Origin of the sequence: Streptomyces sp. NPDC058691 (genome assembly GCF_042714775.1) — a bacterium.
Classification (GTDB): Bacteria; Actinomycetota; Actinomycetes; order Streptomycetales; family Streptomycetaceae; genus Actinacidiphila.
On record NZ_JBHXSO010000076.1, the window covers coordinates 1 to 23,102 of the forward strand.

The following is a 23,102-nucleotide window of genomic DNA, read 5'->3' on the forward strand; positions in this document are numbered from 1 at the left end:
GGCCCCGGCCCGCGCGGCGTCGACACACCGGATCTGCGCGGCGGCGGCCGCGAGTCCCCACAGCAGCATCGCCGTCAGGAGCACCAGCGACGGGATGACGACGGCGGCCTCCGCGGTGACGTAACCGCCGTCCCGGGCCCGCCTAGAACGCCACATCGAGGGCCCGCTCGATCAGCCCGCTCAGCGCGGCGCTCACCGCACCCGAGGTGACCACCTTGTAGAGCACCGCGGCGAAGCCGCAGGCGGCCAGGGTGCCGACCGCGTACTCGGCCGTCGTCATCCCGCTCTCGCCGGTCCTGCACCGGCGCGCCAACTTCCTCAGAAATCGCATGACTCCCCCTCAGATCGTCTTGTCGGCGAGGATGGCCCCCGCCAGTCCCATGACCACCGGCGCGACCCCCACCAGGAGGAAGGCCGGCAGGAAGCACAGCCCCAGCGGGGCTGTGATCAGCACTCCCGCGCGCCGTGCCCGGGCGAGCCCCGAGCGGGCGTGCGCGGCGCGGCAGCCGGCGGCGAGCCGCGAGATCTCCTCGACCGGCGGTACCCCTGTCGTCGCGGCTCGCTCCATGCAGCGCGCCAGCTCCCGGCAGCCGAGCCGGTCCAGCCGGGCCCAGCACTCGGCAGGGTCGCCGCCCAGCCGTAGTTCGGCGGCGGCCCGGGTCAGGGCCTCGCCGAGCGGTCCGCCGAGGGACGGCCCGACGGCCTCCGCGGCCTCCCGCGGACCAGCCCCGGCCGCCACACAGGCGGCGAGCAGATCCGCCGCGAGTGGAAGCTGACGCTCCGCCCGGAGCAGGTCCGTGTCCCCGTCGCTGCGCCGCCTGCGCTGCCACCGCCGCATGCCGTACGCCGCGACGAGCCCGGCGAGGCAGCCGGGCAGGCCGCCCACCAGCGCGAGGGCGCCCAGCGCGACACCGGCGACCGGCGCCCACGTGCGCACGGCGTCCAACCGCGGCCGCACCCGGGCGCGGGCGTGGTGGGCCGGGGCCCCCAGAAGTTGCCGGCTCCGGCGTCGGGCCGCCCTCTCACGCCGGGCCGCGGCCAGCGCCCCGGCCGTGCACAGGGCGGCGGCCACGACCGCCGCGACGATCCCCAGCCTGTGGATGAACTCGCCGCTCATGACGCCTCCGCCGTCCGCACGATCCGCGCGGTCCAGGCCAGCCCGGCCCACTCCAGCAGTCCGCCGGCGGTCAGGCAGCCCAGCCCGAACGGGGTGCGCAGCAGCGTGCCCACCGGGTCCGCGCCCAGCCCGGTGCCCAGCACCAGCCCGAACAACGGCAGCAGCGCGAGCATCAGCACGGTGGAGCGCGGCGCGGCCAATTGGGCTGCCAGATCCTCCCGTTGGTCGCGCTCGGAACGCAGGGCCGCGGCGATCCGGTCCAGGCCGTCCGCGAGACCGGCACCGCCGTCCACCGTGACCTGCCAGCACGCGGCCACCCCGGCCAGCCCCTGGGCGCCGTCGGAGCGGGCGGCCGTCCGCAGGGCCGCCGGCACATCACCGCCGAAGCGTGCGGCCGCCAGCAGCGGCAACGCGGCGTCAGCGAGGGCGGACCTGTCCGGCCATCCCTCCCGCAGCAGCGCCCCGGCCAGCGCGGCCTGCGGCGCCAGTCCGGCCCGCAGATCACCCGCGACAGCCGCGCACAACGCCCCCACGGCCGACGCCCGCTCCTCCGCCACCGCGCGCGACTCGCGCCCGCGCAGCCATCGCCCCACGAGCGGCACCGCCCCGGCCGCCAGCACCGCGGGCACCGCCGAGTGCGCGAGCACCGCGACCACCAACCCGGCCGGCAGGCACAGCAGTTCACGTCCGAGCCGCCAGCCGAAACGGGTCCGGAACGGCTCCAGGAGGGCCTGCGCGCGCCCTTCCAGCCTCCGCAGCCCCAAGGACCCGTACACGGGCCCCACGGGCTCCCAGGGGCCCGCCAGGAGCATCCGCGCCCGGCGCACCGCCCTGTCCCGTCCACACAGCACCCACGCCGCCACGCCCGCGCACAGCACGGCGACGAACACCACGGCGCTCATGCCGCACCCCGCTCGCACAGCCCGGCCAACCGCGGCCATCCGGGCCCTCGTTCACCGTCGCGGAGAGCGGGAACGGTGCCGACGATGCCGTCCGTGCCGCGCTCCAGCACATGGATCTCGGCGACCCTACGCCGCCCCGAGCGGTCCCTGACCAGATGCACGACCACCGACAGGGCGGCGGCCAACTGGCTGTGCAGGGCGGCCCGGTCCAACCCGGCCACGGCGCCCAAGGCCTCCAGCCGCGCCGGGACGTCGCCGGCGGCGTTCGCGTGCACCGTGCCGCAGCCGCCCTCGTGTCCGGTGTTCAACGCGCCCAGCAGATCGAGCACTTCAGGTCCGCGCACCTCGCCCACGACCAGCCGGTCCGGCCGCATCCGCAGGGCCTGGCGTACGAGGTCCCGCAGCGTGACAAGACCGGCGCCCTCCTGGTTGGCGGGCCGGGTCTCCAGTCGGACGACGTGCGGATGCCGGGGCCGCAGCTCGGCCGAGTCCTCGGCGAGGACGATGCGTTCGCCCGGGTCGACCAGGCCGAGCAGGCAGCTCAGCAGGGTCGTCTTGCCGGAACCGGTACCACCGGAGACCAGGAAGGACAGGCGGGCGTCGAGCACCGCCCGAAGCAGCGCCGCCGTGCCGCGGTCCATGCTGCCCGCGGCCACGAGCTCCTCCAGGGCGAACGCGCGGGTGCGCACGACGCGCAGCGACAGGCACGGGGCGCCGACCACCACCGGTGGCAGGACGGCGTGCAGCCGGGTGCCGTCCGGGAGGCGGGCGTCCACCCAGGGCCGGGCGTCGTCCAGGCGGCGGCCCGCGGCCGTGGCGAGCCGCTGCGCGAGCCGTCGAACCGCGAGCGCGTCCGGGAAACGGACCCCGGTGCGCTCCAGCCCCGCGCCGCGATCGACCCACACCTCGTCCGGCCCGTTGACCAGGACATCGGTGACATCGGGCTCGGCGAGCAGTGCCTCCAGCGGACCGGCCCCGACCATCTCCGAGCGCAACGCGGCTACCACGTCCAGGACTTCGGTGTCGCCGAGCAATCGGCCCTGTGCCCGCAGGGCGGCGGCCACCCCCGCCGGGGTCGGTTCGTCACCGGCGGCGGCGAGCCGCAACCGCACGGCGTCCAGCAGCCCGGGGGCCATCATGTCGGCGCTCATGCGGGCACGCTCCCGCCGCTCGGCAGGGCGGCCGCCAGGAACGCCGAGCAGAACCGGGCGAGCGGCCCGCGCTCGCCGCCCCCGGGCGGTTCGCCTCCGTCCAGGGACGCGGGCAACCCGGGCTCGGCCGGCAGCTCACCCGCGAGGGGCAGGCCCACCAGGTCGGCGACGGCCTCGTCGCTCAGCCCGGAGGCGAAGGGCCCGCGGACGACGACCCGCAGGTCCCGCAGCACCATGCCCATCCGGGAGGCGACCCGGCCCGCCGCCGCCACGGCCCGCAGTTCGGCGGGCACCACCAGCAGGCCCACGTCCGTCTGGGCCAGCGCCTCGGTCACGGCCTCGTCCATCCGCCGCGGCAGATCCACGACGACCACTCCGCCGCGCCGCCGGGCCGCGCCCATGACCGACCGCATCGCCTGCGGCGGGACGGTCACCGTGTCCCCGCGGTCCCAGCTCAGCACGCTCAGGGCATGAGCACGCGGCAACGACTCCTCCAGCGCGCCGCTGTTGACCCGGCCCCGGGACTCGGCCAGGTCGGGCCAGCGCAGTCCGGCCACCCTTTCCGCGCCGAGCAGCACGTCCAGGCCACCGCCGAGCGGGTCCGCGTCGACGAGCACGGTGCGGCGCCCGGTGCGCGCCGCCGTGACGGCCAGCGCACAGGCGAGTGTGCTGGCCCCGGCGCCGCCGCTGCCGCCGACGACCCCGATCGTCAGGGCCGGGTCGCCGACGCCCTCCGCCGCGTCGGCGATCCGGTCGGTCAGCCAGGATTCGGCGTCGGGCAGGAAGGCGACGTGATCGGCGCCCACGTCCACGGCACGCCGCCAGACATCGGGGTCGTCCAGATCCCGTCCCACGAGGAGCACGCCGCGACGCCGGGCCGTTCCCGACAGCCGCCGGGTGTCGTCCGCGCCCACCAGCACCAGCGGGGCACGCTCCCAGCTCCGCGGCCCCGGCGGTGCGCCGAAGACCACCTCGGGCTCCGCACCCGCCGCCGCGCACAGCCGCAGCAGGTCGTCCAGCAGGTCGCCGTCCTCGGTGACGATCAGCGGCCCTCCGCCGCCGGCCGGGCCGGCCGGGTCGCCCGGGTCGCCCGGGTCGCCCGGGTCGGCGCGCCCCGGGACTCCGGGAGGAGACGCGGCTTCCGCTCTCGCCCCCCATCGTGTCCCCGGCCCTGGTCGCGGAGATGTTCCGGGCGGTCTTCCGGACAGCCTGCCGGTTGCCGGATTATCGCCCCGCGCTCCCTTTGCCCCACCTTTGATTGAATCGGCCACGATCTACCCCGCCCTCCTCGCTCGCTCCGGCCGCCACAACGGCACCGGGCATAAGCGCCGCGCACATCTCCGGCGCAACATTTACGGCCAGAGTCCCGCGAGTTGGCGAAAGTTGTTGATCTTGATGCGAATCGGTGGATAACTCAGGGGTTGTGGATATCTCCCCCACCCATACGGGTGAGTTCGGCCACTTCCACCCGACGGCACACCGGATTCGCAACGAATACATTCGGTCACACACAGTGACCATCAGGGGCATGGCGACATCCACCCGCCGACGGCGGTGGAGTGCGGAAAACGGAGCGGGGCCACCCGGGCCTCAACGCTGAAAGTGTCCCCGGACATGCGACGACCCCCGCCGGGGGGGAGAGCGGGGGTCGTCCCCACGGTCCGACTCGGGGGGGGAGGAGCCAGACCGGGTTAGCACGGTCGCGAACGATCCGTGACTTCCATGGTGTACCCGAAGGCCTTCTCAGGCAAACCCACGCGCCCGACCTTACGCCGAATGGTGGGTCCCTATGCTCGTCCTCGTGGAAAACCACCTGTCGCCGCGCACCGCCGCGTTCTTCGATCTCGACAAGACGGTGATCGCCAAGTCGAGCACCTTGGCGTTCAGCAGGCCCTTCTATCAAGGCGGCCTCATCAACCGGCGCGCCGTGCTGCGGACCGCGTACGCCCAGTTCGTGTATCTGCTCGGTGGCGCGGACCACGACCAGATGGAGGGGATGCGAAAGTACCTCTCCGAGCTCTGCCGTGGCTGGAATGTGCAGCAAGTGCGGGAGATCGTGGCCGAAACGCTCCACGACCTCATCGACCCGATCATCTACGACGAGGCCGCCTCGCTCATCGAGGAGCACCACCTGGCCGGCCGCGACGTCGTCATCGTCAGCGCCTCGGGCGCCGAGGTCGTGGAGCCGATCGGCGAGATGCTGGGCGCCGACCACGTGGTCGCCACCCGGATGACGGTGGAGGACGGCCGCTACACCGGCCGCATCGATCACTACGTCTACGGCCCGGCCAAGGCCGAGGCGATCGCCCGGCTCGCCGACTCCGAGGGCTACGACCTCGAGCGGTCCTTCGCCTACAGCGACTCCGTCACCGACATCCCCATGCTGGAGGCGGTGGGACACCCCTACGCCGTCAATCCGGACCGCGGGCTGCGCCGCGAGGCGGTGTCCCGCGAGTGGCCGGTCCTCACCTTCAGCCGCCCGGTGCGGCTGCACCAGCGGGTGCCGTCGCTGGCGATCCCGACCGGTCCCGCCTTGGCGCTCGCCGCGGTGGGCGCTGCGGCGGCGACGGCCGGGCTCGTCTGGTACGCCACCCGGCGCCGCCGCACGGCCTGACCCCTGCGGGCAGGCATCCGGCAGCACTGCACCATTCGTCCCGGTATGCAACGAAGTGCGGTGAGGGCTTCCGGTTCCTCCGCAGGTGCAGTACAAAGGTCATAAGGCCCGCGAGACCACGGACATCCGAGAGGAACCCCGTCGTATCAGGCCCCACGGACCGAGCATGACCACCGGGCACCCACGCGACGCAGACCCGCTGACCGGGCCGGCCGCACCAGGCAAGGGCAAAGAACCCGGCCTGATGGGCAAACATCGTGCACGCTTGGTAACTCGACGATCATGCCAGCGGCGGCACCTCCGGGTGCCGCCGCAACTTCGTCCAGAGGCCTTTCACGGCCCTCACGACCCGTCGGGCATCCTCAGGCAGCGCCCCGCTGCAGGGCCTCGCAGACGGCGACGCTCTCACGGACCCCCAGCCCCACCGCCTGGCCGCAGTGCGCGATCCAGGCGGCCATGCCCTCCGGGGTCCCGGAGACATAACCGCGCAGCGCCTTCAGGTACTCGGCACGGCCCAGTTCGGCGTGGCCGACCTCGGCCGGGCAGATCGACTTGGGGTCGAGGCCGCTGCCGACCAGCACGACGCGCTGTGCGGCGCGAGCCAGGGGCCCGTTGTACGCACCGAAGGGCCGCAGGCTCAGCAGCTCGCCGTGCACGACGGCCGCGACGACGAGCGCGGGCGCGTCGCTGCCCGCGAGCAGCAGGTCCGCGAGGCCGTCGAGCCGGGCCACGACCTCCGAGGATTCCGGCAGCGGGAACTCCGCCGCCTGCAGCAGGGGCTCGTCGACCGGCTCCCCCGCCAGTCGCGGCCGGCCGACGGTCTCGTCCGGGGCGGTGCCACCGGCCGCGACGAGGTGCAGCCGGGCCAGCGCCTGCAGCGGCGACTGCCGCCAGACACCGAGCAGTTGGCCGGACTCGGCGGTCAGCCGCAGCGCGGCTCCGACGGTGCGCGACTCCCCGTCCACGGAGAAGTCGCTGCGCCGGCGGATCTCCTCCAGCGCCCAGTCGGCACCGGCGAGCGCGGCCGAGCCGCGGGCCCCGCGCAGTGCGGCCTCGGAGGCCACCTCGTCGGAGCGTCGGCGCATCACCCGGTGCCCGTAAGCCTGGTCCACGGCCTTGCGCACGAAGGCCACGGAATCGGCGACTCCGGGGAGCGAGCCGAGAACGGCGAGCGGATCAGCTGTCGTACCCATGAGTACGACCCTACGCACCCCGGCCGGCGCCCCGGCGCGCGAGTGGGGTTCGTCACCCGGCCCCGGGACCGGTTCCGGAACCGGCCCCACGACCCATGGCACGACCGACTCCCGCCCGACCGCAGGGCCGTCCGTGGGACCTCCGCGTCCACCGACGGGTGAACTCCCGGCGTGAGCTACGGGAACGCGGCATGTCGGCGACTACGCTTATCGAACATGAAGATCGCTTTCGTCGGAAAGGGCGGCAGTGGCAAGACCACCCTGTCCTCCCTCTTCATCCGCCACCTCTCCGCCGCCGGCATCCCCGTGGTCGCCGTCGACGCGGACATCAACCAGCACCTCGGTCCGGCGCTCGGGCTCGACGAAGATCAGGCCGCCGCCTTCCCCGCGATGGGTGCGCACCTGCCGGAGATCAAGGAGTACCTCCGCGGCGCCAATCCGCGGATCGCCTCCGCCGGGACGATGATCAAGACCACACCGCCGGGGCACGGCTCGCGCCTCCTGCGGGTCACCGAGGACAACCCGGTCTACGGCGCCTGCGCCCGCCCGCTGTCCCTGGAGGGCGGCGAGGCGCGCCTGATGGTGACCGGCCCCTTCAGCGAGTCCGACCTGGGCGTGGCCTGCTACCACTCCAAGGTCGGGGCGGTCGAGCTGTTCCTCAACCATCTGGTGGACGGCCGCGACGAGTACGTGGTCGTCGACATGACGGCCGGCAGCGATTCCTTCGCCTCGGGGCTGTTCACCCGCTTCGACATGACCTTCCTGGTGGCCGAGCCGACCCGCAAGGGCGTCGCCGTCTACCGCCAGTACAGCGAGTACGCACGGGACTTCGGCGTCGCGCTGCGCGTCGTCGGGAACAAGGTGCAGGGACCGGACGACCTGGAGTTCCTGCGGGCCGAGGTCGGGGACGACCTGCTGGTGACGGTCGGCCACTCCGACTGGGTGCGCTCCATGGAGAAGGGCCGCCCGCCTTGCTTCGCGTCGCTGGAGGAGGCCAACCGCCGCGCGCTGCGCGTGATGCACGAGGCCGCGGACGCCGCGTACGCGACACGGGACTGGGAGCGTTTCACGCGGCAGATGGTGCACTTCCACCTGAAGAACGCCGAGAGCTGGGGGAACGAGCGCACCGGCGCCGATCTGGCCGCCCAGGTCGACCCGGCTTTCGTGCTGGACGAACGGCTCACCCTCACGAGGTAATCGCTCGCCCATACGGGCGAATCTTCATCCAAAGACCTTTTGTGTGGATTACTCTCCATTTACCGACTCTTGAGAGTAACGAGACCGTCACGTTACGTCGACATCGTTGCCTCAGGGTTCGGACGCACCGGCACAAAACACCCCCTACGCAGCACAGCACCCGCCGCACAGCCGTGACCACGACCGCGTACGCGCACGCCGCACGCAGCCGCGCCGCCCCGGAGGAGACGGGAACATGCACCCCACGCACCAGCCGAAAGCCCAGCCGCCCGGCCGTCCCCGCCGCTTGCAGGGCTCCCCGGAGGAACCGCCGCGAGCCCCCGGGCCGCACCCCCAGCCGCCGCCGGAGTCCCGCGGTGGCCGTCCCGCCGCCCTGTGGCGGCACGATCTGTCCGCCTCGGTCGCCGTCTTCCTGATCGCCGTCCCGCTGTCGCTGGGCATCGCCCTCGCGACCGGCGCCCCGCTGCAGGCCGGGCTGGTCGCCGCGGCGGTCGGCGGCATCGTCGCCGGGCTGCTCGGCGGCGCCCCGCTCCAGGTCAGCGGCGCCGCCACCAGCCTGGTCGTGGTCACCGCCGACCTCGTCCACCGCTACGGCTGGCGCACCACCTGCGCCATCACCGTGCTCGCCGGCCTCTGCCAACTCGCCCTCGGGGCGGCCCGGGTGGCCCGCGCGGCGCTCGCCGTCAGCCCCGCGATCGTGCACGGGATGCTGGCCGGTATCGGCGCCGCCATCGCCATCGCCCAGCTCCATGTCGCCCTCGGAGGGCGGCCGGACAGCTCATCCCTGGCCAATCTGGCCGCGCTGCCGGGGCAGTTGGCCGCTCCCCACCTGGGGGCACTGCTGGTCGGGGCCGTGACCGTGGCCGTCCTCATCCTGTGGCCGCGGCTGCCGGGGAGGGCGGGGCGGGCGCTGCGTTCCACCCTTCCGGCGCCGCTGGCCGCCATCGCGGCGGCGACTGTGGTCGGCGTGCCGATCGCGCTGCCCCGGGTGGACCTCCCGGCGCTGCACGCGGTGTCGCTGCCGGGCCTGCCGCACGGGCCGGTCGCCGGCATCGCCGCCGCCGTCCTGACGGTCACACTGGTGGCCAGCATGGAATCGCTGCTGTCCGCGGTGGCGATCGACAAGCTGCGCACGGGCCGCGCCGAGCCGGGCGACGGCACCGGCGGCCGCGCCGACCTGAACCGCGAACTGCTGGGCCAGGGCGCCTCGAACGTCGTCTCCGGACTGCTCGGCGGGCTGCCGATCGCCGGCGGCGCGATCCGCGGGTCGGCCAATGTCGCCGCCGGCGCGCGCACCCGCCGGGCCACGGTGCTGCACGGTCTGTGGGTGCTGGTGTGCGCCGGGCTGCTGGCCGGGGTGCTGGAGCTGATCCCGCTGGCCGCGCTCGCCGCGCTCGTGATGGTGGTCGGCGTGAAGATGGTGAGCTTCGCGCACATCAGGCATGTGCAGCGGCACCGGGAGTTCCCGGTGTACGCGGCCACGCTGGCCACGGTCGTCGCCTTCGGCGTCCTCGCGGGCGTCACGACCGGCATCGTGGTGGCGGTCGTCCTGTCGCTGCGGCGGCTGACCCACACCCGGATCACGGTCCTGGAGGAGTCCGGGGTCCACCGGGTGCACGTACGCGGGCAGTTGACGTTCCTGGCGGTGCCCCGGTTGACCCGGGCGCTGGCCGAGGTGCCGGACGGGGCCGACGCGGTGATCTCGCTGGACGGCTCCTTCATGGACCACGCGGCGTACGAGAGCCTGCACCACTGGTGCGAGGCGCACCGGGCGCGCGGCGGCTGGGCGACGCTGACCGGCCGCACCGGCACGCCGATCACGGTCCCGGCGAGCACGCACGCGTGCCGCCCGTGGACGCCGTGGCGCAACCACCACTGCACCAAGCCCGGCGCCGGGACGGGCGGGGCAGGGCAACTGGTCGGCGGACTCAGCGCCTTCCAGCGCAACACGGCCCCGCTGGTCAGGGAGGAGCTGGCACGGCTCGCCCGGGAAGGGCAGCGCCCCACCCAGCTCTTCCTCACCTGCGCCGACTCCCGCCTGGTCACCAGCATGATCACCTCCAGTGGTCCCGGTGATCTGTTCACGGTGCGCAACGTGGGCAATCTGATGCCGCCGCCCGGTGGCGACGCCTCGTGCGACTCGGTCGGCGCGGCCATCGAGTACGCGGTGGAGGTGCTGAAGGTCGACAGCATCACCGTGTGCGGCCACTCCGGTTGCGGCGCGATGCAGGCGCTGCTCGGCGGCGCTGGCCGGGATCCGGGCGCGCAGACCCCGCTGGCGCGCTGGCTGCGGCACGGACGGCCGAGCCTGGCCCGGATGGAGCGGATCGGCCGGCTGGGGCGCGGCGAGGTCGCGGTCGCCGACCGCCCGGTGACCGACGACCTCGAACGGCTCAGCCTCGTCAACGTCGTCCAGCAGCTCGACCACCTGATGGCGCACGCCTGCGTCGCCCGCCGGGTGGCCGAGGGGTCCCTGCAGCTGCACGGCATGTACTTCCACGTCGCGGAGGCCCAGGCGTACGTCCTCGACGCCGGGACCGGCACGTTCGCGGCCGTACGGCCGGAGGAACCGGCACCGGTCCGCTGACCCGCCGCACCCACTGTCCCCCGGCCCGCCGGCCACCCGCCGGCGGGCCGGGGTGCGTGCGGGCCGCACCGGCAGAAGCCGACAGGTCTAAACCAATATTCGCCGCGAGCCCTTGTCATCCCGCCCCCGTGCTGGTGAGCTATGGCCTGGGACACACGAGGACCCCTGCGAAGGAGCACGGCGTGAGCAACGAGAGCCTGGCCAACCTTTTGAAGGAGGAGCGCCGGTTCGCTCCGCCCGCCGACCTGGCGGCCGGTGCCAATGTCACCGCGGAGGCCTACCGGCAGGCGGGCGACGACCGGCTGGGCTTCTGGGCGGCACAGGCCCGCCGGCTGGCCTGGGCGAAGGAGCCCACCGAGACGCTGGACTGGTCGAACCCGCCGTTCGCCAAGTGGTTCGCCGACGGCACGCTGAACGTGGCGTACAACTGCGTCGACCGGCATGTGGAGGCGGGCCACGGCGACCGCGTGGCCCTCCACTTCGAGGGCGAGCCCGGCGACACCCGGGCCATCACCTACGCCGAACTGAAGGACGAGGTCAGCCGGGCGGCCAACGCCCTCACCGAGCTCGGCGTCCGGTCCGGCGACCGGGTCGCGGTCTACATGCCGATGATCCCCGAGACCGTCGTGGCGATGCTGGCCTGCGCCCGCATCGGCGCCGCGCACTCGGTGGTCTTCGGCGGCTTCTCGGCCGACGCCCTGGCCGCCCGCATCCAGGACGCGGACGCGAAGCTGGTCATCACCGCGGACGGCGGCTACCGCCGCGGCAAGCCCTCGGCGCTCAAGCCCGCCGTGGACGACGCCGTCGACCGCACCGAGAGCGTGAGCAAGGTGCTCGTCGTCCGCCGCACCGGCCAGGAGGTCGCCTGGACCGAGGGCCGCGACGTGTGGTGGCACGAGGCGCTGGAGGCGCAGAGCACCGAGCACACCCCGGAGGCCTTCGAGGCCGAGCACCCGCTGTTCATCCTCTACACCTCCGGCACGACCGGAAAGCCCAAGGGCATCCTGCACACCTCCGGCGGCTACCTCACCCAGGCCGCCTACACCCACCACGCGGTCTTCGACCTCAAGCCGGAGACCGACGTCTACTGGTGCACCGCCGACGTCGGCTGGGTCACCGGCCACTCGTACATCGTGTACGGACCGCTGGCCAACGGCGCCACCCAGGTGCTGTACGAGGGCACCCCCGACACCCCGCACCAGGGCCGCTTCTGGGAGATCGTCCAGAAGTACGGGGTCTCGATCCTCTACACGGCGCCCACCGCGATCCGCACCTTCATGAAGTGGGGCGACGACATCCCCGCGAAGTTCGACCTGTCCTCGCTGCGCGTGCTGGGCAGCGTCGGCGAGCCGATCAACCCCGAAGCGTGGATCTGGTACCGCGAGCACATCGGCGGCGGCCGCTGCCCGATCGTGGACACCTGGTGGCAGACCGAGACCGGCGCCATGATGATCTCCCCGCTGCCCGGTGTGACGGAGACCAAGCCCGGCTCGGCGCAGCGCGCCCTGCCCGGCATCTCCGCGACGGTCGTGGACGACGACGCCAACGAGGTGCCCAACGGCTCCGGCGGCTACCTCGTCCTGACCGAGCCGTGGCCCTCGATGCTCCGCACCATCTGGGGTGACGACCAGCGCTACCTGGACACCTACTGGTCCCGGTTCGAGGGCCGCTACTTCGCCGGGGACGGCGCCAAGAAGGACGACGACGGCGACATCTGGCTGCTCGGCCGGGTCGACGACGTGATGCTGGTGTCCGGTCACAACATCTCCACCACCGAGGTCGAGTCGGCGCTCGTCTCGCACCCGAAGGTCGCCGAGGCCGCCGTCGTCGGCGCCGCCGACGACACCACCGGCCAGGCGATCGTCGCGTTCGTGATCCTGCGCGGCTCCGCCCTGGGCGACGACGGCGACGAGCTGATCGCCCAGCTGCGCGACCACGTGGGCAAGACGCTCGGCCCGATCGCCAAGCCGAAGCGCATCCTCACAGTGGCGGAGCTGCCGAAGACCCGCTCCGGCAAGATCATGCGCCGCCTGCTGCGGGACGTCGCCGAGAACCGCCAGCTCGGCGACGTGACGACGCTGACCGACTCCACGGTCATGGACCTCATCCAGGCCAAGCTCCCCTCCGCCCCCGGCGAGGACTGAGCACACTCCGCGGCACAGGCGAGGGGCCCCTACGGGGGCCTTTCGTCTGTCCGCGCGCACCTGCGGCCCATCCGGTATGTCCGTAATGTGAGCAACATCGGAGCGGCCAGGCATCCCCGCCCATCAGGGTGGACGCGGAAGGCGAGGTGACAGCCGTTGCCGCGCCCGACCGGAGGTCCACCCGTGAACGCGTCCAGCCGCCGCCGTTCCGTCTTCCTGGGGCGCGTCCCGCTCATGGAGCGGAACTACGTCGCCGAGGCGCTGCGCGCGGAGACCGTCGGCGGCGTGCTGCTGCTCCTGGCCGCGGTGGCGGCACTGGTCTGGGCGAACAGCCCGGTGAGCGCCTCGTACACCGCGACCGTCGGCCATCACTTCGGCCCCGCGGTGCTGCACCTGGACCTGTCGGTGGCCCACTGGGCCGCGGACGGCCTGCTGACGGTCTTCTTCTTCGTCGCCGGCATCGAGCTCAAGCGCGAACTGGCCGTCGGTGAACTGCGCACCCCCTCCGCCGCGGCGCTGCCCGTCATCGCCGCCGTCTGCGGTATGGCGGTGCCCGCGGTCGTGTACACGGTGGTCAACGCCGCGGGCGGGGGCACGCTGCAGGGCTGGGCGGTGCCGACGGCGACCGACATCGCCTTCGCGCTCGCCGTGCTGGCGGTGATCGGCACCTCGCTGCCCTCCGCGCTGCGCGCCTTCCTGCTCACGCTGGCCGTCGTGGACGACCTCCTCGCGATCCTGATCATCGCGGTCTTCTTCACCAGCGGCATCGACTTCGCGGCGCTCGGCCTGGCCTTCGCCGGCCTCCTCCTCTTCTGGCTGCTCCTGCGCAAGGAAGTCCGCGGCTGGTACGTCTACGTGCCGCTGGCCCTGGTCAACTGGGGGCTGATGCACGCCAGTGGAGTGCACGCCACCATCGCGGGCGTCGCGATGGGCCTGATGCTGCGCTGCCACCACCGCGAGGGCGAGAAGGAGTCGCCAGGCGAGCGGATCGAGCATCTGGTGCGGCCGGTGTCGGCAGGGTTCGCGGTGCCGTTGTTCGCGCTCTTCTCGGCCGGAGTGCCCGTCACCGGGGGAGCGCTGGGGCAGGTCTTCACCCGTCCGGAGACGCTGGGCGTGGTGCTCGGGCTGGTGGTCGGCAAGGTGGTGGGCGTCCTCGGCGGCACCTGGCTGGCGGCCCGCTTCACCAGGGCGGAGCTCAATCCCGACCTCGCGTGGGCGGACGTCCTGGCGGTGGCATCGCTCGCCGGGATCGGCTTCACGGTGTCGCTGCTCATCGGCGAGCTGGCCTTCGCGGGGGACGAGGTGCTGATGCCGGAGGTCAAGGCGGCGGTACTGGTGGGCTCGTGCACAGCGGCCGTGTTCGCCACCGTCCTGCTGAAGCTGCGCGACAACAAGTACCGCGGCATGTGCGAGGACGAGGAGCGGGACACCGACCGGGACGGCATCCCCGACGTCTACGAATGGGGCAACCCGGAGTTCCATCTGCGCATGGCGGCGATCCACGAGGCGAAGGCCGCCGAGCACCGCAGGCTCGCGGAAGTGGCGCGCTCCGGCGGCGGGGACGAGGATGAGTCGGGCATGATCAGGGGGTAGCCGTAACCCACTTGCCCGTTATGACTTCACGAAGAAGCGACGAACGACGGAGGACGCGATGAGCCCAGCGGACGTGGACAAGCCCGTGGCGGTGACCGTCACCGCGAACGGCGGCCGCAGTCTCGGCCAGCTCTTCGCCGCGGCGACGGCGGATCTCTCGGAGCTGATCCACGAGGAGATCGCCCTCGCCAAGGCCGAACTCCGGCAGGACGCCAAGCGCGCCGGCATCGGCGGCGGGGCGATCGGGGCGGCCGGCATCCTGGCGCTGTTCGCGCTGCCCGTGCTGAGCTTCGCCGCCGCCTACGGCATCCACAACCTGGGACTGGGGCTCGCCTGGTCGTTCCTGATCGTCGGCGGCGCCTTCCTGGTGGTGGCCGGTCTGCTGGGCCTGCTGGCGATGCAGAAGTTCAAGAAGATCAAGAAGCCGGAGCGCAGCATCGCCTCCGCCAAGGAGACCGCGGCCGTGCTCCAGAGCGTCAAGCCGCACCCGCGGCCGGAAACCGAGGACACGCTCGACGCCAAGGTGTGACACGCTCAAGGCATGACGGTCGCTGACAGTTCCTCGGTGGTACGGATCGACGGGCCCTGGACCCACCGGGATGTCGCGGCGAACGGAGCACGCTTCCACATCGCCGAAGCCGGCGACGGACCGCTGGTGCTGCTCCTGCACGGCTTCCCGCAGTTCTGGTGGACCTGGCGGGACCAGTTGACGGCCCTGGCCGACGCGGGTTTCCGCGCGGTCGCGATGGACCTGCGCGGGGTGGGCGGCAGCGACCGCACCCCGCGCGGCTACGACCCGGCGAACCTGGCGCTCGACGTGACCGGCGTGATCCGCTCGCTCGGCGAGCCGGACGCCGCGCTGGTCGGCCACGACCTCGGCGGCTACCTGGCGTGGACGGCGGCGGCCATGCGGCCCAAGCTGGTGCGCCGGCTGGCGGTCAGTTCGATGCCCCATCCGCGGCGCTGGCGTACGGCGATGCTGTCGGACCTGCGGCACAGCGCGGCGGGGGCGTATGTGTGGGGCTTCCAGCGGCCGTGGATCCCCGAGCGCCGGCTGGTCGCCGACGACGCCGCGCTCGTGGGGCAGTTGCTGCGCGACTGGTCCGGGCCGCGGGTGCCGGACGACGAGGCCGTCGAGGTCTACCGGCGCGCGATGAGCATCCCGTCGACGGCGCACTGCTCGATCGAGCCGTACCGCTGGATGGTGCGCTCGCTGGCCCGGGTGGACGGCTTCCAGTTCAACCGCCGGATGAAGCGCCCGGTGCGCGTGCCGACGCTGCACCTGCACGGCTCGCTCGACCCGGCGATGCGCGCGCGGCACGCCGCGGGCAGCGGCGAGTACGTCGAGGCACCGTACCGCTGGCGGCTGTTCGAGGGGCTCGGGCACTTCCCGCACGAGGAGGACCCGGCGGCCTTCTCGGCCGAGCTGATCAACTGGCTCAAGGACCCCGAGCCCGACCGCTGATGCTCGTCTTCTGATCCTCGACCGTCACCCTCAACCGTTAATCCAATATGACCATCGGCCAAATGCCGGACGCATAGGCCAATTGATGGACTCGCAGGCGATTACCGACCTTGGACCCCGGGCAGACAGCTCGGTATGGGCTGGACGCACGACTACCGTGACGTGTCACGCGATCGCCGCGCCAACGGAGCGCGCATCACCACCGGGACCGCGGCCCCGGACCACCGACCGGGCGACGACTCGACGCTCGGCATCCCGCACATCCTCAGGCGCCGGGCCCGTTGGGTCGGCGCCCGCCTGCGGCATACCCGCACCGGCTGACGGACTCCCCCGCCACCGGCGGACGCACCCCGCCCGCACGGGCTCTCACAGGGCACACGCCTGCGTGTCGACCTGCCGGTTCGCCGTACGCCCGGCCTGGACGTCGGCACGGACCTCGTCCGCCGTCAGGGCGTAGCCGGTGTCCGCGTCGTCCAGCGACTTGGCGAAGACGACGCCGTACACCCGTCCGTCGGGAGTCAGCAGCGGCCCGCCGGAGTTGCCCTGCCGGACGAGGGTGAACAGGGAGTAGACGTCGCGGTGGACCGTGCCGCGGTGGTAGATGTCCGGGCCGGTCGCCGAGATGCGGCCGCGCACCCGGGCGGCGCGGACGTCGAAGCCGCCGTTCTCCGGGAAGCCGGCCACGATCGCGCCGTCGCGGGACTTGGCGTCGCCGCCGGTGAAGGTCAGCGGAGGCGCCGTCAGCTCGGGGACGTCGATGACGGCGATGTCGCGCTGCCAGTCGTAGAGCACGACCTTGCCGTCGTACACCCGGCCGGCGCCGCCGATCTGCACGGTGGGGTTGTCGACGCCGCCGACGACGTGGGCGTTGGTCATCACCCGGTGCGGCGCGAAGACGAAGCCGGTGCCCTCCAGCACCTTGCCGCAGCTGGGCGCCGTACCCACGACCTTCACGATGCTGCGCCGGGCCTCGCCGACCACCCGGCTGCCGGCGAGCGCGGGGTCCGGCGCGGGAACGTCGGTGATCGGTTCGGTGCCGAACGGCGAGAAGACCTGGGGGAGTCCGTTCTGCGCGAGGGCGGAACTGAAGTCCGCGAACCAGGTGTCCGCGGCCGGCGGCACGATCCGCGCGACGCCCAGCAGCACCCTGGACGAGCGGACCTCGCGGCCCAGGGTCGGCAGCGTGGTGGTCGTGGCGAGGGCCGAGCCGATGAGCCAGGCGACCAGCAGCATGGCCAGGACGTTGACCAGGGCCCCGCCGATGGCGTCGATGGCGCGCGCCGGGGACCAGCTGACGTGTGTGCGGACCTTGTTGCCCAGATGCGTGGTGAACGCCTGGCCGACCGAGGCGCACACGATCACCAGGACCACCGCGGCGACCACCGCGACCGTGCCCGGGGCGGAGTTGCCGGTGACCTCGTTCCAGATCACGGGCAGCACGTAGATCGCGACCAGCCCACCGCCGAGGAAACCGATCACCGACATCACGCCGACGATGAATCCCTGGCGGTAGCCCACGATCGCGAACCACACGGCGGCCAGCAACAGCACGATGTCCAGCACATTCACCCGCACACCGTCTCATGGCCACTCAACCCAGCGGGACCGTCTTTGCCCGATCCCAAGGCCGCTCCCAGCCCGCGAAGTGGAGAATTCGGTCGATCAGGCCCGCCGTGAAGCCCCACACCAGGGCGCCCCCGACCTGGAACGCCGGCCCGCGGTACCCGCTGGGGTGCCTGACGGTGACGCGGTTGGCGGGGTCGGTCAGCTCGTCGACCGGCACCGCGAACACCCGTGCGGTCTCGGCGAGGTCGACCGCGCCGACCGGGCTGGGGGTGTGCCACCAGCCCAGCACCGGCGTCACCACGAAGCCGCTCACCGGGATGTACAGCCGCGGCAGCACACCGAAGAGCTGCACCCCGGACGGGTCGAGGCCGGTCTCCTCCCATGCCTCGCGCAGCGCGGCGCGCAGCGGTCCGGCGCCCTCCGGGTCGCCGTCCTCGGGGTCGAGCGCACCGCCGGGGAAGGACGGCTGCCCGGCGTGCGAACGCAGGGAGGCCGCGCGTTCCATCAGGAGCAGTTCGGGGCGTCCCCCCTCGGCGCCCTCGCCGAAGAGCACGAGCACGGCGGAGGCCCGGCCCCCGGTGGGCGGCGGCAGAAAGCGGCTCAGCTGCTCAGGCTGTACCTCGTCGACCGCGCGGGCCACCGGATGAAGCCACTCGGGCAGGCCCTCGCGCCGCACCTCCACGCCGTTGATGCCGTCGGTGCCATGGCGTGCTCCGGTCACTCCACCTCCAGCGGGGGCGCCGCCTTGCCCGGGAAACCGGGAGGCGGCTTCAACCGCTGGCCCGGGGCACCGCCCATCTCGTACTTCAGCAGCTTCTTCGCCTTCTCCGGATCGGTCTCGCCCTCCCCGTACGACGGGCACAGCGGGGCGATCGGGCAGACCCCGCAGGCCGGGCGGCGGGCGTGGCACATCCGGCGGCCGTGGAAGATCAGCCGGTGGGACACCATCGTCCACTCGCTCTTCGGGAAGATCGCCATGACGTCCTGCTCGACCTTCTCCGGATCCTCGGAGGCGGTCCAGCCGAAGCGGCGGGCGAGCCGGCCGAAGTGGGTGTCGACGGTGAGGCCGGGGACGCCGAACGCGTTGCCCAGGACGACGTTGGCCGTCTTGCGGCCGACGCCGGGCAGGGTGACCAGGTCCTCCAGCCGGCCGGGGACCTCGCCGCCGAAGCGGTCCCGCAGCGCGGCGGACAGGCCGAGCAGCGAGCGCGCCTTGGCGCGGAAGAAGCCGGTGGGCCGGATCAGCTGCTCCAGCTCCTCCGGGTCGGCCGCCGCCAGGTCCTCCGGCGCCGGGTACTTCTCGAAGAGCCGGGGAGTCGTCTGGTTGACCCTCAGGTCGGTGGTCTGCGCCGAGAGCACGGTGGCCACCAGGAGCTGGAACGGGTTCTCGAAGTCGAGCTCGGGGTGGGCGTACGGATACAGCTCGGCGAGTTCGCGGTTGATGCGGCGGGCCCGGCGCACCGTCGCGAGGCGCGACTCGGGCCCTCGGGCACCCCGCGCCCGGCCGCCGGCGGGCTTCGCGGGCGCCTGTTCGCTCAGGGCTGAATCGTCCGCCGCCGTCACCCGCTCGGCCCCTCCACCCTGCTGTTTCCTGCGCACGCTCGGCGTATCAGACACCCGGCCAGCCTAAGCCTCGGCACCGACAATCGCCCCGGACTGCCACGATCCAGCCCCCGAAAGGACCCCCGGGGCACTCTCCCGCGAGCACATAAGACAGACTTGTGATTGATCGCACTGTTTTGCTGTCGGGCATGATGGGGACCGACCCAGCGATGTCGACAAGGAGAGAGCACGTGGACGACGTTCTGCGGCGCGCACCGCTTTTCGCGGCGCTCGACGATGAGCAGGCCGCTGAACTGCGCGCCTCCATGGCGGAGGTCACGCTCGCGCGTGGCGACTCGCTGTTCCACGAGGGCGAACCCGGGGACCGGCTGTACGTCGTCACCGAGGGCAAGGTGAAGCTGCACCGCACTTCCCCCGACGGCCGCGAGAACATGCTCGCCGTCGTGGGCCCCGGCGAGCTGATCGGTGAGCTGTCGCTCTTCGACCCCGGCCCGCGCACCGCCACCGCCACCGCGCTGACCGAGGTCAAGCTGCTGGGCCTCGGCCACGGCGACCTCCAGCCCTGGCTCAACGCCCGCCCCGAGGTCTCGACCGCCCTGCTGCGTGCCGTCGCGCGCCGCCTGCGGCGCACCAACGACGTGATGTCGGACCTGGTCTTCTCCGACGTGCCGGGCCGTGTGGCCAAGGCGCTGCTGGACCTGTCGCGCCGCTTCGGCGTGCAGTCCGAGGAGGGCATCCACGTCGTCCACGACCTGACGCAGGAGGAGCTGGCCCAGCTGGTCGGCGCCTCCCGCGAGACCGTGAACAAGGCACTCGCCGACTTCGCGGGCCGCGGCTGGCTGCGCCTGGAGGCCCGCGCGGTCATCCTGCTGGACGTCGAGCGGCTGGCCAAGCGCTCGCGCTGACCCGTACATCCGTAAGGGGCGCCCACCCATGGTGGGCGCCCCTTACGCTTCCCCGGGGCGGGTTCCGCTGTGCGTTTCGGGGTGGGGAGACACATGTACGAGGACAGGGCGCCGCAGACCGTCTGGACGCCCGCGAAGCGCCTGCGCGCGCTGAAACCGGTATGGCAGGCGGCCCACGACGGCCGCGCCCACGCCGACGCACTGACAAGCCGGCTGGACGGCGGACTGGTCCTCAGGGCCGTCTTCGACCGGGTGCGGGCCTTCGACGCGGACACCGGCGAGCAGCGCTGGGCCTGGGAGGTACCCGGCCGCGACGTGCTGTCCGCCGTGGCCGACGAGGCGTCCGACGGTGTCGTGCTCCTGGCCCACTGGCCGGACACGTCCGAAGGCCCGGGGAAGGCCGGCGTCACCGCCCTGGACACCGTCTCCGGCAAGGAGCTGTGGTCGGCCCGGCTGAACCTCTCCGGGCTCTCTCACTACGACCCGGGGCTCCGCGCCGGCACCGTCGCCCTGTCGGGGGAGTGCGCGCTGGTCACCACGGGGGACGAGGTCGTCGCCCACGACGCCCGTACGGGAAGACGCATGTGGTCGGTGCCGCACGACGAGGACCGCGGGGCACGGATCGCGGCCGGAGGGGGGCGGCTCGTCGTGGTGACGGAGGGCTCGGGCACCGCGACCGTCCTGACGGTCGCACTGGCCGACGGCGCGGTCCTGTGGAAGAGGCCCCTTCCCGTCGACGGCCCGGTCGACGCTGTCGGCCTGCTCGGCGCAGATCCGCTGCTGCTGGCCGTCGAGGGCGAGGGCCGCCGCGGCCGGCACTGTCTCCTGCGTCTGGACGAGGACGGCGGCACCGCCGTCGAGATCCCGATGACCGGCAGCCACGGCACGATCAAGGCGGACCCCTGGGCCGTCACCGACCGCCGCCGACGGTTCATGGCCGTCGGCGACACGCTGCTGGCGTTCGTCGAACCCTCACCGGAGGAGACTCTCGCCCGGCTCGCCGGCTTCTCCCTGCCAACGGGCGGCCACCTGTGGACCTCGGACCACTGGGGCATCGGCGCGCTCACGCCCCACCGGGGCCATGTGGTCATGGTGCGCCACTACGACGAGAGTGTCTCCTCCAAGGCCTACGTGCTCGACGCGGCGACCGGTCGCGAGGTGGCGCGCCGCTCGATCCGGAGCACCGGGCCGGACGAGCCCTACACGCTGCATGTGCGCGGCGGGCGGCTGCTGTGGGTCAGCAAGTCGAGCACCGCCGCCACCGCGCCGGTCATGGCGTACGACTGGCACTGACGGCGGCCGGCGGGAGCAGCGGCGGCAACCCGGGTCAGATCAGCCCGTGCTCCAGCAGGTAGTCCATCTGCGCCCGCACCGACAGCTCGGCCGCCGGCCACAGCGCCCGGTCCACGTCCGCGTACACGTGCGCGACGACCTCGGACGGGGTGGTGCGGCCCCCCTCGACCGCCGTCTCGACCTGGGCGAGGCGGTGGGCGCGGTGGGCGAGGTAGAACTCGACCGCGCCCCGCGCGTCGGACAGCACCGGTCCGTGCCCCGGCAGCACCGTGGTGACACCGCCGTCCATGGCCAGTGCCTGGAGCCGGCGCAGGGAGTCGAGGTAGTCGCCGAGGCGGCCGTCGGGGTGGGCGACGACGGTCGTGCCGCGGCCCAGCACCGTGTCCCCGGTGAGCACCGCCCCATCAGCTGGCAGGTGGAAGGACAGGGAGTCCGCGGTGTGCCCGGGGGTGGGCACGACGCGCAGTTCCAGGCCGCCGGTGGTGATGACGTCCCCCGCGCCCAGACCCTCGTCCCCCAGGCGCAGCGCCGGGTCCAGGGCGCGTACCGCCGTGCCGGTCAGCTCGGCGAAGCGGGCCGCGCCCTCGGCGTGGTCGGGGTGGCCGTGGGTGAGCAGGGTCAGGCCGATCCGCTTGCCGAGGGAGTGGGCCGTGGAGACGACGGTGTTCAGGTGCCCCTCGTCGAGCGGGCCCGGGTCGATGACGACGGCGAGGTCGGAGTCCGGCTCGCCGATGATCCAGGTGTTGGTGCCGTCCAGGGTCATCGGCGAGGGGTTCGGGGCCAGTACGCACACCGCGCGCTCGGTGGCCCGGCCGCCGACCGCGCCGCGGGGGTTGCCGGGAGGCAGGGCCGAGGTCATTCGCCGGCTCCCATGCGCTTGGTGAACTCCTCGTGGCCGGGCCAGCTCAGCACGATCTCCTCGCCCACGAGTTCGGCCCTCGCCAGCACCGGTGTCAGGTCCCGGCGGCCCTCACCCGCGGCCGCCAGAGCCGCCTCGGCGGAGTCGTACGGCAGCAGCCCGCGCAGCGTCGCGATCGTCGGCGGCAGCATGACCATCTCGCCGCGGTCGTAACCGGCGACGGCCTCCTCCGGGCGCAGCCACTCCGTGCGGTCGGCCTCCCCCGACACGTCGCGGGTGCGCTGACCGGGCGGCAGCGCCGTCAGGAAGAACCAGGTGTCGTAGCGGCGCTCCTCGAACTCCGGGGTGATCCACCGCGCCCAGGGGCCGAGCAGATCGGAGCGGAGCACCAGGGAGCGGCGGGCCAGGAAGTCCGCGAAGGACAGTTCGTGGGAGACCAGCGCGCGGCGGTCCGCCTCCCAGCCCTCGCCGGTGGTGTCGTCCACGACCGAGCCCTCGTCCGGGCCGGCCAGCAGCACGCCGGACTCCTCGAACGTCTCGCGCACCGCGGCGCACACGATCGCCTGCGCCTCGGCCGGCCCCAGGCCCTCGCCCAGACGCCGCGCCCACAGCTCAGGTGCCGGTCCGGCCCACGCGACCGGGCGTTCGTCGCGCCGGTCCACACCGCCGCCGGGATACGCGTACGCGCCCGCGGCGAACGCCATGGAGGCACGCCTGCGGAGCATGTGGACCGCGGGGCCGCGCCCGGTGTCGCGCAGCAGCAGCACGGTGGCGGCCCGCCGGGGCTCGACGGGCTGGAGCGTGCCCGCGGTGAGCGCCCTGATCCGCTCGGGCCAGCTGGGCGGGAACCACTGGCCGTTCGTGGTGGTCATGGGGCGGATGCTATGCGCTCGCGCGGGGATGTTCGATAGGGCGCCCCCGTTGGGGCGCCCCGGGTCCAGGGGGCCGTTCCC

21 protein-coding genes are annotated in these 23,102 nt (G+C 73.2%); 9 read left to right on the top strand and 12 right to left on the bottom strand.

All coding sequences use genetic code 11. The features are described 5' to 3' along the window. From ACFWVC_RS34705 to ssd, 6 genes are all read right to left on the bottom strand, one after another. Window positions 1–156 (bottom strand): TadE family type IV pilus minor pilin (locus tag ACFWVC_RS34705; RefSeq protein WP_384296807.1); only part of this gene is annotated, 156 nt, incomplete at its 3' end. Continuing rightward, window positions 143–280 carry a DUF4244 domain-containing protein gene (locus tag ACFWVC_RS34710; protein WP_384296771.1) on the bottom strand — a complete coding sequence of 46 codons (138 nt, stop codon included), beginning with the start codon at window positions 278–280 and terminating at the stop codon, window positions 143–145. The genes ACFWVC_RS34710 and ACFWVC_RS34705, both read right to left, overlap by 14 nt. 60 nt (window positions 281–340) lie before the next feature. Further along, on the bottom strand, window positions 341–1,117 hold the full coding sequence (locus ACFWVC_RS34715; protein WP_384296772.1) for a type II secretion system F family protein: 777 nt from the start codon (window positions 1,115–1,117) through the stop codon (window positions 341–343). Then, window positions 1,114–2,019 (bottom strand): type II secretion system F family protein, encoded by a 906-nt coding sequence (locus tag ACFWVC_RS34720; RefSeq protein ID WP_384296773.1) that lies wholly within the window; start codon window positions 2,017–2,019, stop codon window positions 1,114–1,116. Before ACFWVC_RS34720 ends, ACFWVC_RS34715 begins: the two co-directional genes overlap by 4 nt. Next, a complete protein-coding gene (locus ACFWVC_RS34725) occupies window positions 2,016–3,170 on the bottom strand; it encodes a TadA family conjugal transfer-associated ATPase (RefSeq protein ID WP_384296774.1) in 1,155 nt (384 codons plus the stop codon). Before ACFWVC_RS34725 ends, ACFWVC_RS34720 begins: the two co-directional genes overlap by 4 nt. Beyond that, on the bottom strand, window positions 3,167–4,216 hold the full coding sequence (ssd, locus tag ACFWVC_RS34730) for a septum site-determining protein Ssd (RefSeq protein WP_384296809.1): 1,050 nt from the start codon (window positions 4,214–4,216) through the stop codon (window positions 3,167–3,169). The genes ACFWVC_RS34725 and ssd overlap by 4 nt, the downstream gene beginning before the upstream one ends. A gap of 743 nt (window positions 4,217–4,959) precedes the next feature. Here ssd and ACFWVC_RS34735 point away from each other — a divergent pair. Next, window positions 4,960–5,784 carry an HAD family hydrolase gene (locus ACFWVC_RS34735; protein ID WP_384296775.1) on the top strand — a complete coding sequence of 275 codons (825 nt, stop codon included), beginning with the start codon at window positions 4,960–4,962 and terminating at the stop codon, window positions 5,782–5,784. 362 nt (window positions 5,785–6,146) lie between these two features. Here ACFWVC_RS34735 and ACFWVC_RS34740 read toward each other — a convergent pair whose 3' ends face one another. Continuing rightward, window positions 6,147–6,977 carry an oxidoreductase gene (locus tag ACFWVC_RS34740; protein WP_384296776.1) on the bottom strand — a complete coding sequence of 277 codons (831 nt, stop codon included), beginning with the start codon at window positions 6,975–6,977 and terminating at the stop codon, window positions 6,147–6,149. 216 nt (window positions 6,978–7,193) lie between these two features. Here ACFWVC_RS34740 and ACFWVC_RS34745 point away from each other — a divergent pair, with 216 nt between their 5' ends. From ACFWVC_RS34745 to ACFWVC_RS34770, 6 genes are all read left to right on the top strand, one after another. After that, window positions 7,194–8,174 carry an ATP-binding protein gene (locus tag ACFWVC_RS34745; protein ID WP_384296777.1) on the top strand — a complete coding sequence of 327 codons (981 nt, stop codon included), beginning with the start codon at window positions 7,194–7,196 and terminating at the stop codon, window positions 8,172–8,174. A 235-nt stretch (window positions 8,175–8,409) separates the two neighbouring features. Further along, the gene (locus tag ACFWVC_RS34750) at window positions 8,410–10,761 is read left to right on the top strand and encodes a SulP family inorganic anion transporter (protein WP_384296778.1); all 2,352 of its coding nucleotides are present in this window, start codon (window positions 8,410–8,412) and stop codon (window positions 10,759–10,761) included. Between the two features lie 182 nt (window positions 10,762–10,943). Then, complete coding sequence (acs, locus tag ACFWVC_RS34755; RefSeq protein WP_384296779.1) at window positions 10,944–12,905, top strand: acetate--CoA ligase; 1,962 nt, start codon at window positions 10,944–10,946, stop codon at window positions 12,903–12,905. Window positions 12,906–13,139: 234 nt separating this feature from the next. Beyond that, window positions 13,140–14,498 carry a Na+/H+ antiporter NhaA gene (gene nhaA / locus ACFWVC_RS34760; RefSeq protein ID WP_384296811.1) on the top strand — a complete coding sequence of 453 codons (1,359 nt, stop codon included), beginning with the start codon at window positions 13,140–13,142 and terminating at the stop codon, window positions 14,496–14,498. A gap of 58 nt (window positions 14,499–14,556) precedes the next feature. Then, window positions 14,557–15,027 (top strand): phage holin family protein, encoded by a 471-nt coding sequence (locus ACFWVC_RS34765; RefSeq protein WP_384296780.1) that lies wholly within the window; start codon window positions 14,557–14,559, stop codon window positions 15,025–15,027. A 12-nt stretch (window positions 15,028–15,039) separates the two neighbouring features. Continuing rightward, entirely contained in the window at window positions 15,040–15,963 is a 924-nt protein-coding gene (locus tag ACFWVC_RS34770) for an alpha/beta fold hydrolase (RefSeq protein WP_384296781.1), read from the top strand. Between the two features lie 366 nt (window positions 15,964–16,329). Here ACFWVC_RS34770 and ACFWVC_RS34775 read toward each other — a convergent pair whose 3' ends face one another. The 3 genes from ACFWVC_RS34775 to nth are packed head-to-tail and all read right to left on the bottom strand — an operon-like array spanning window position 16,330 to window position 19,068. Further along, window positions 16,330–17,532, bottom strand: coding sequence for a MarP family serine protease (locus ACFWVC_RS34775; protein WP_384296782.1), 1,203 nt, complete (start codon window positions 17,530–17,532; stop codon window positions 16,330–16,332). A 22-nt stretch (window positions 17,533–17,554) separates the two neighbouring features. Beyond that, a complete protein-coding gene (locus ACFWVC_RS34780; RefSeq protein ID WP_384296783.1) occupies window positions 17,555–18,250 on the bottom strand; it encodes an NUDIX hydrolase in 696 nt (231 codons plus the stop codon). Next, entirely contained in the window at window positions 18,247–19,068 is an 822-nt protein-coding gene (gene nth, locus ACFWVC_RS34785) for an endonuclease III (protein WP_384296814.1), read from the bottom strand. The genes ACFWVC_RS34780 and nth overlap by 4 nt, the downstream gene beginning before the upstream one ends. A gap of 254 nt (window positions 19,069–19,322) precedes the next feature. Here nth and ACFWVC_RS34790 point away from each other — a divergent pair, with 254 nt between their 5' ends. Then, complete coding sequence (locus ACFWVC_RS34790; RefSeq protein ID WP_319665417.1) at window positions 19,323–19,997, top strand: Crp/Fnr family transcriptional regulator; 675 nt, start codon at window positions 19,323–19,325, stop codon at window positions 19,995–19,997. Window positions 19,998–20,090: 93 nt separating this feature from the next. Then, entirely contained in the window at window positions 20,091–21,290 is a 1,200-nt protein-coding gene (locus tag ACFWVC_RS34795; protein WP_384296784.1) for a PQQ-binding-like beta-propeller repeat protein, read from the top strand. A 34-nt stretch (window positions 21,291–21,324) separates the two neighbouring features. On the opposite strand, the gene ACFWVC_RS34800 is transcribed toward ACFWVC_RS34795, so the two are convergent. Both ACFWVC_RS34800 and ACFWVC_RS34805 read right to left on the bottom strand, forming a co-directional pair. Then, the gene (locus tag ACFWVC_RS34800; RefSeq protein WP_384296787.1) at window positions 21,325–22,149 is read right to left on the bottom strand and encodes an MBL fold metallo-hydrolase; all 825 of its coding nucleotides are present in this window, start codon (window positions 22,147–22,149) and stop codon (window positions 21,325–21,327) included. Then, the gene (locus ACFWVC_RS34805; protein ID WP_384296790.1) at window positions 22,146–23,021 is read right to left on the bottom strand and encodes an NUDIX hydrolase; all 876 of its coding nucleotides are present in this window, start codon (window positions 23,019–23,021) and stop codon (window positions 22,146–22,148) included. Before ACFWVC_RS34805 ends, ACFWVC_RS34800 begins: the two co-directional genes overlap by 4 nt. Window positions 23,022–23,102: the final 81 nt, after the last annotated feature.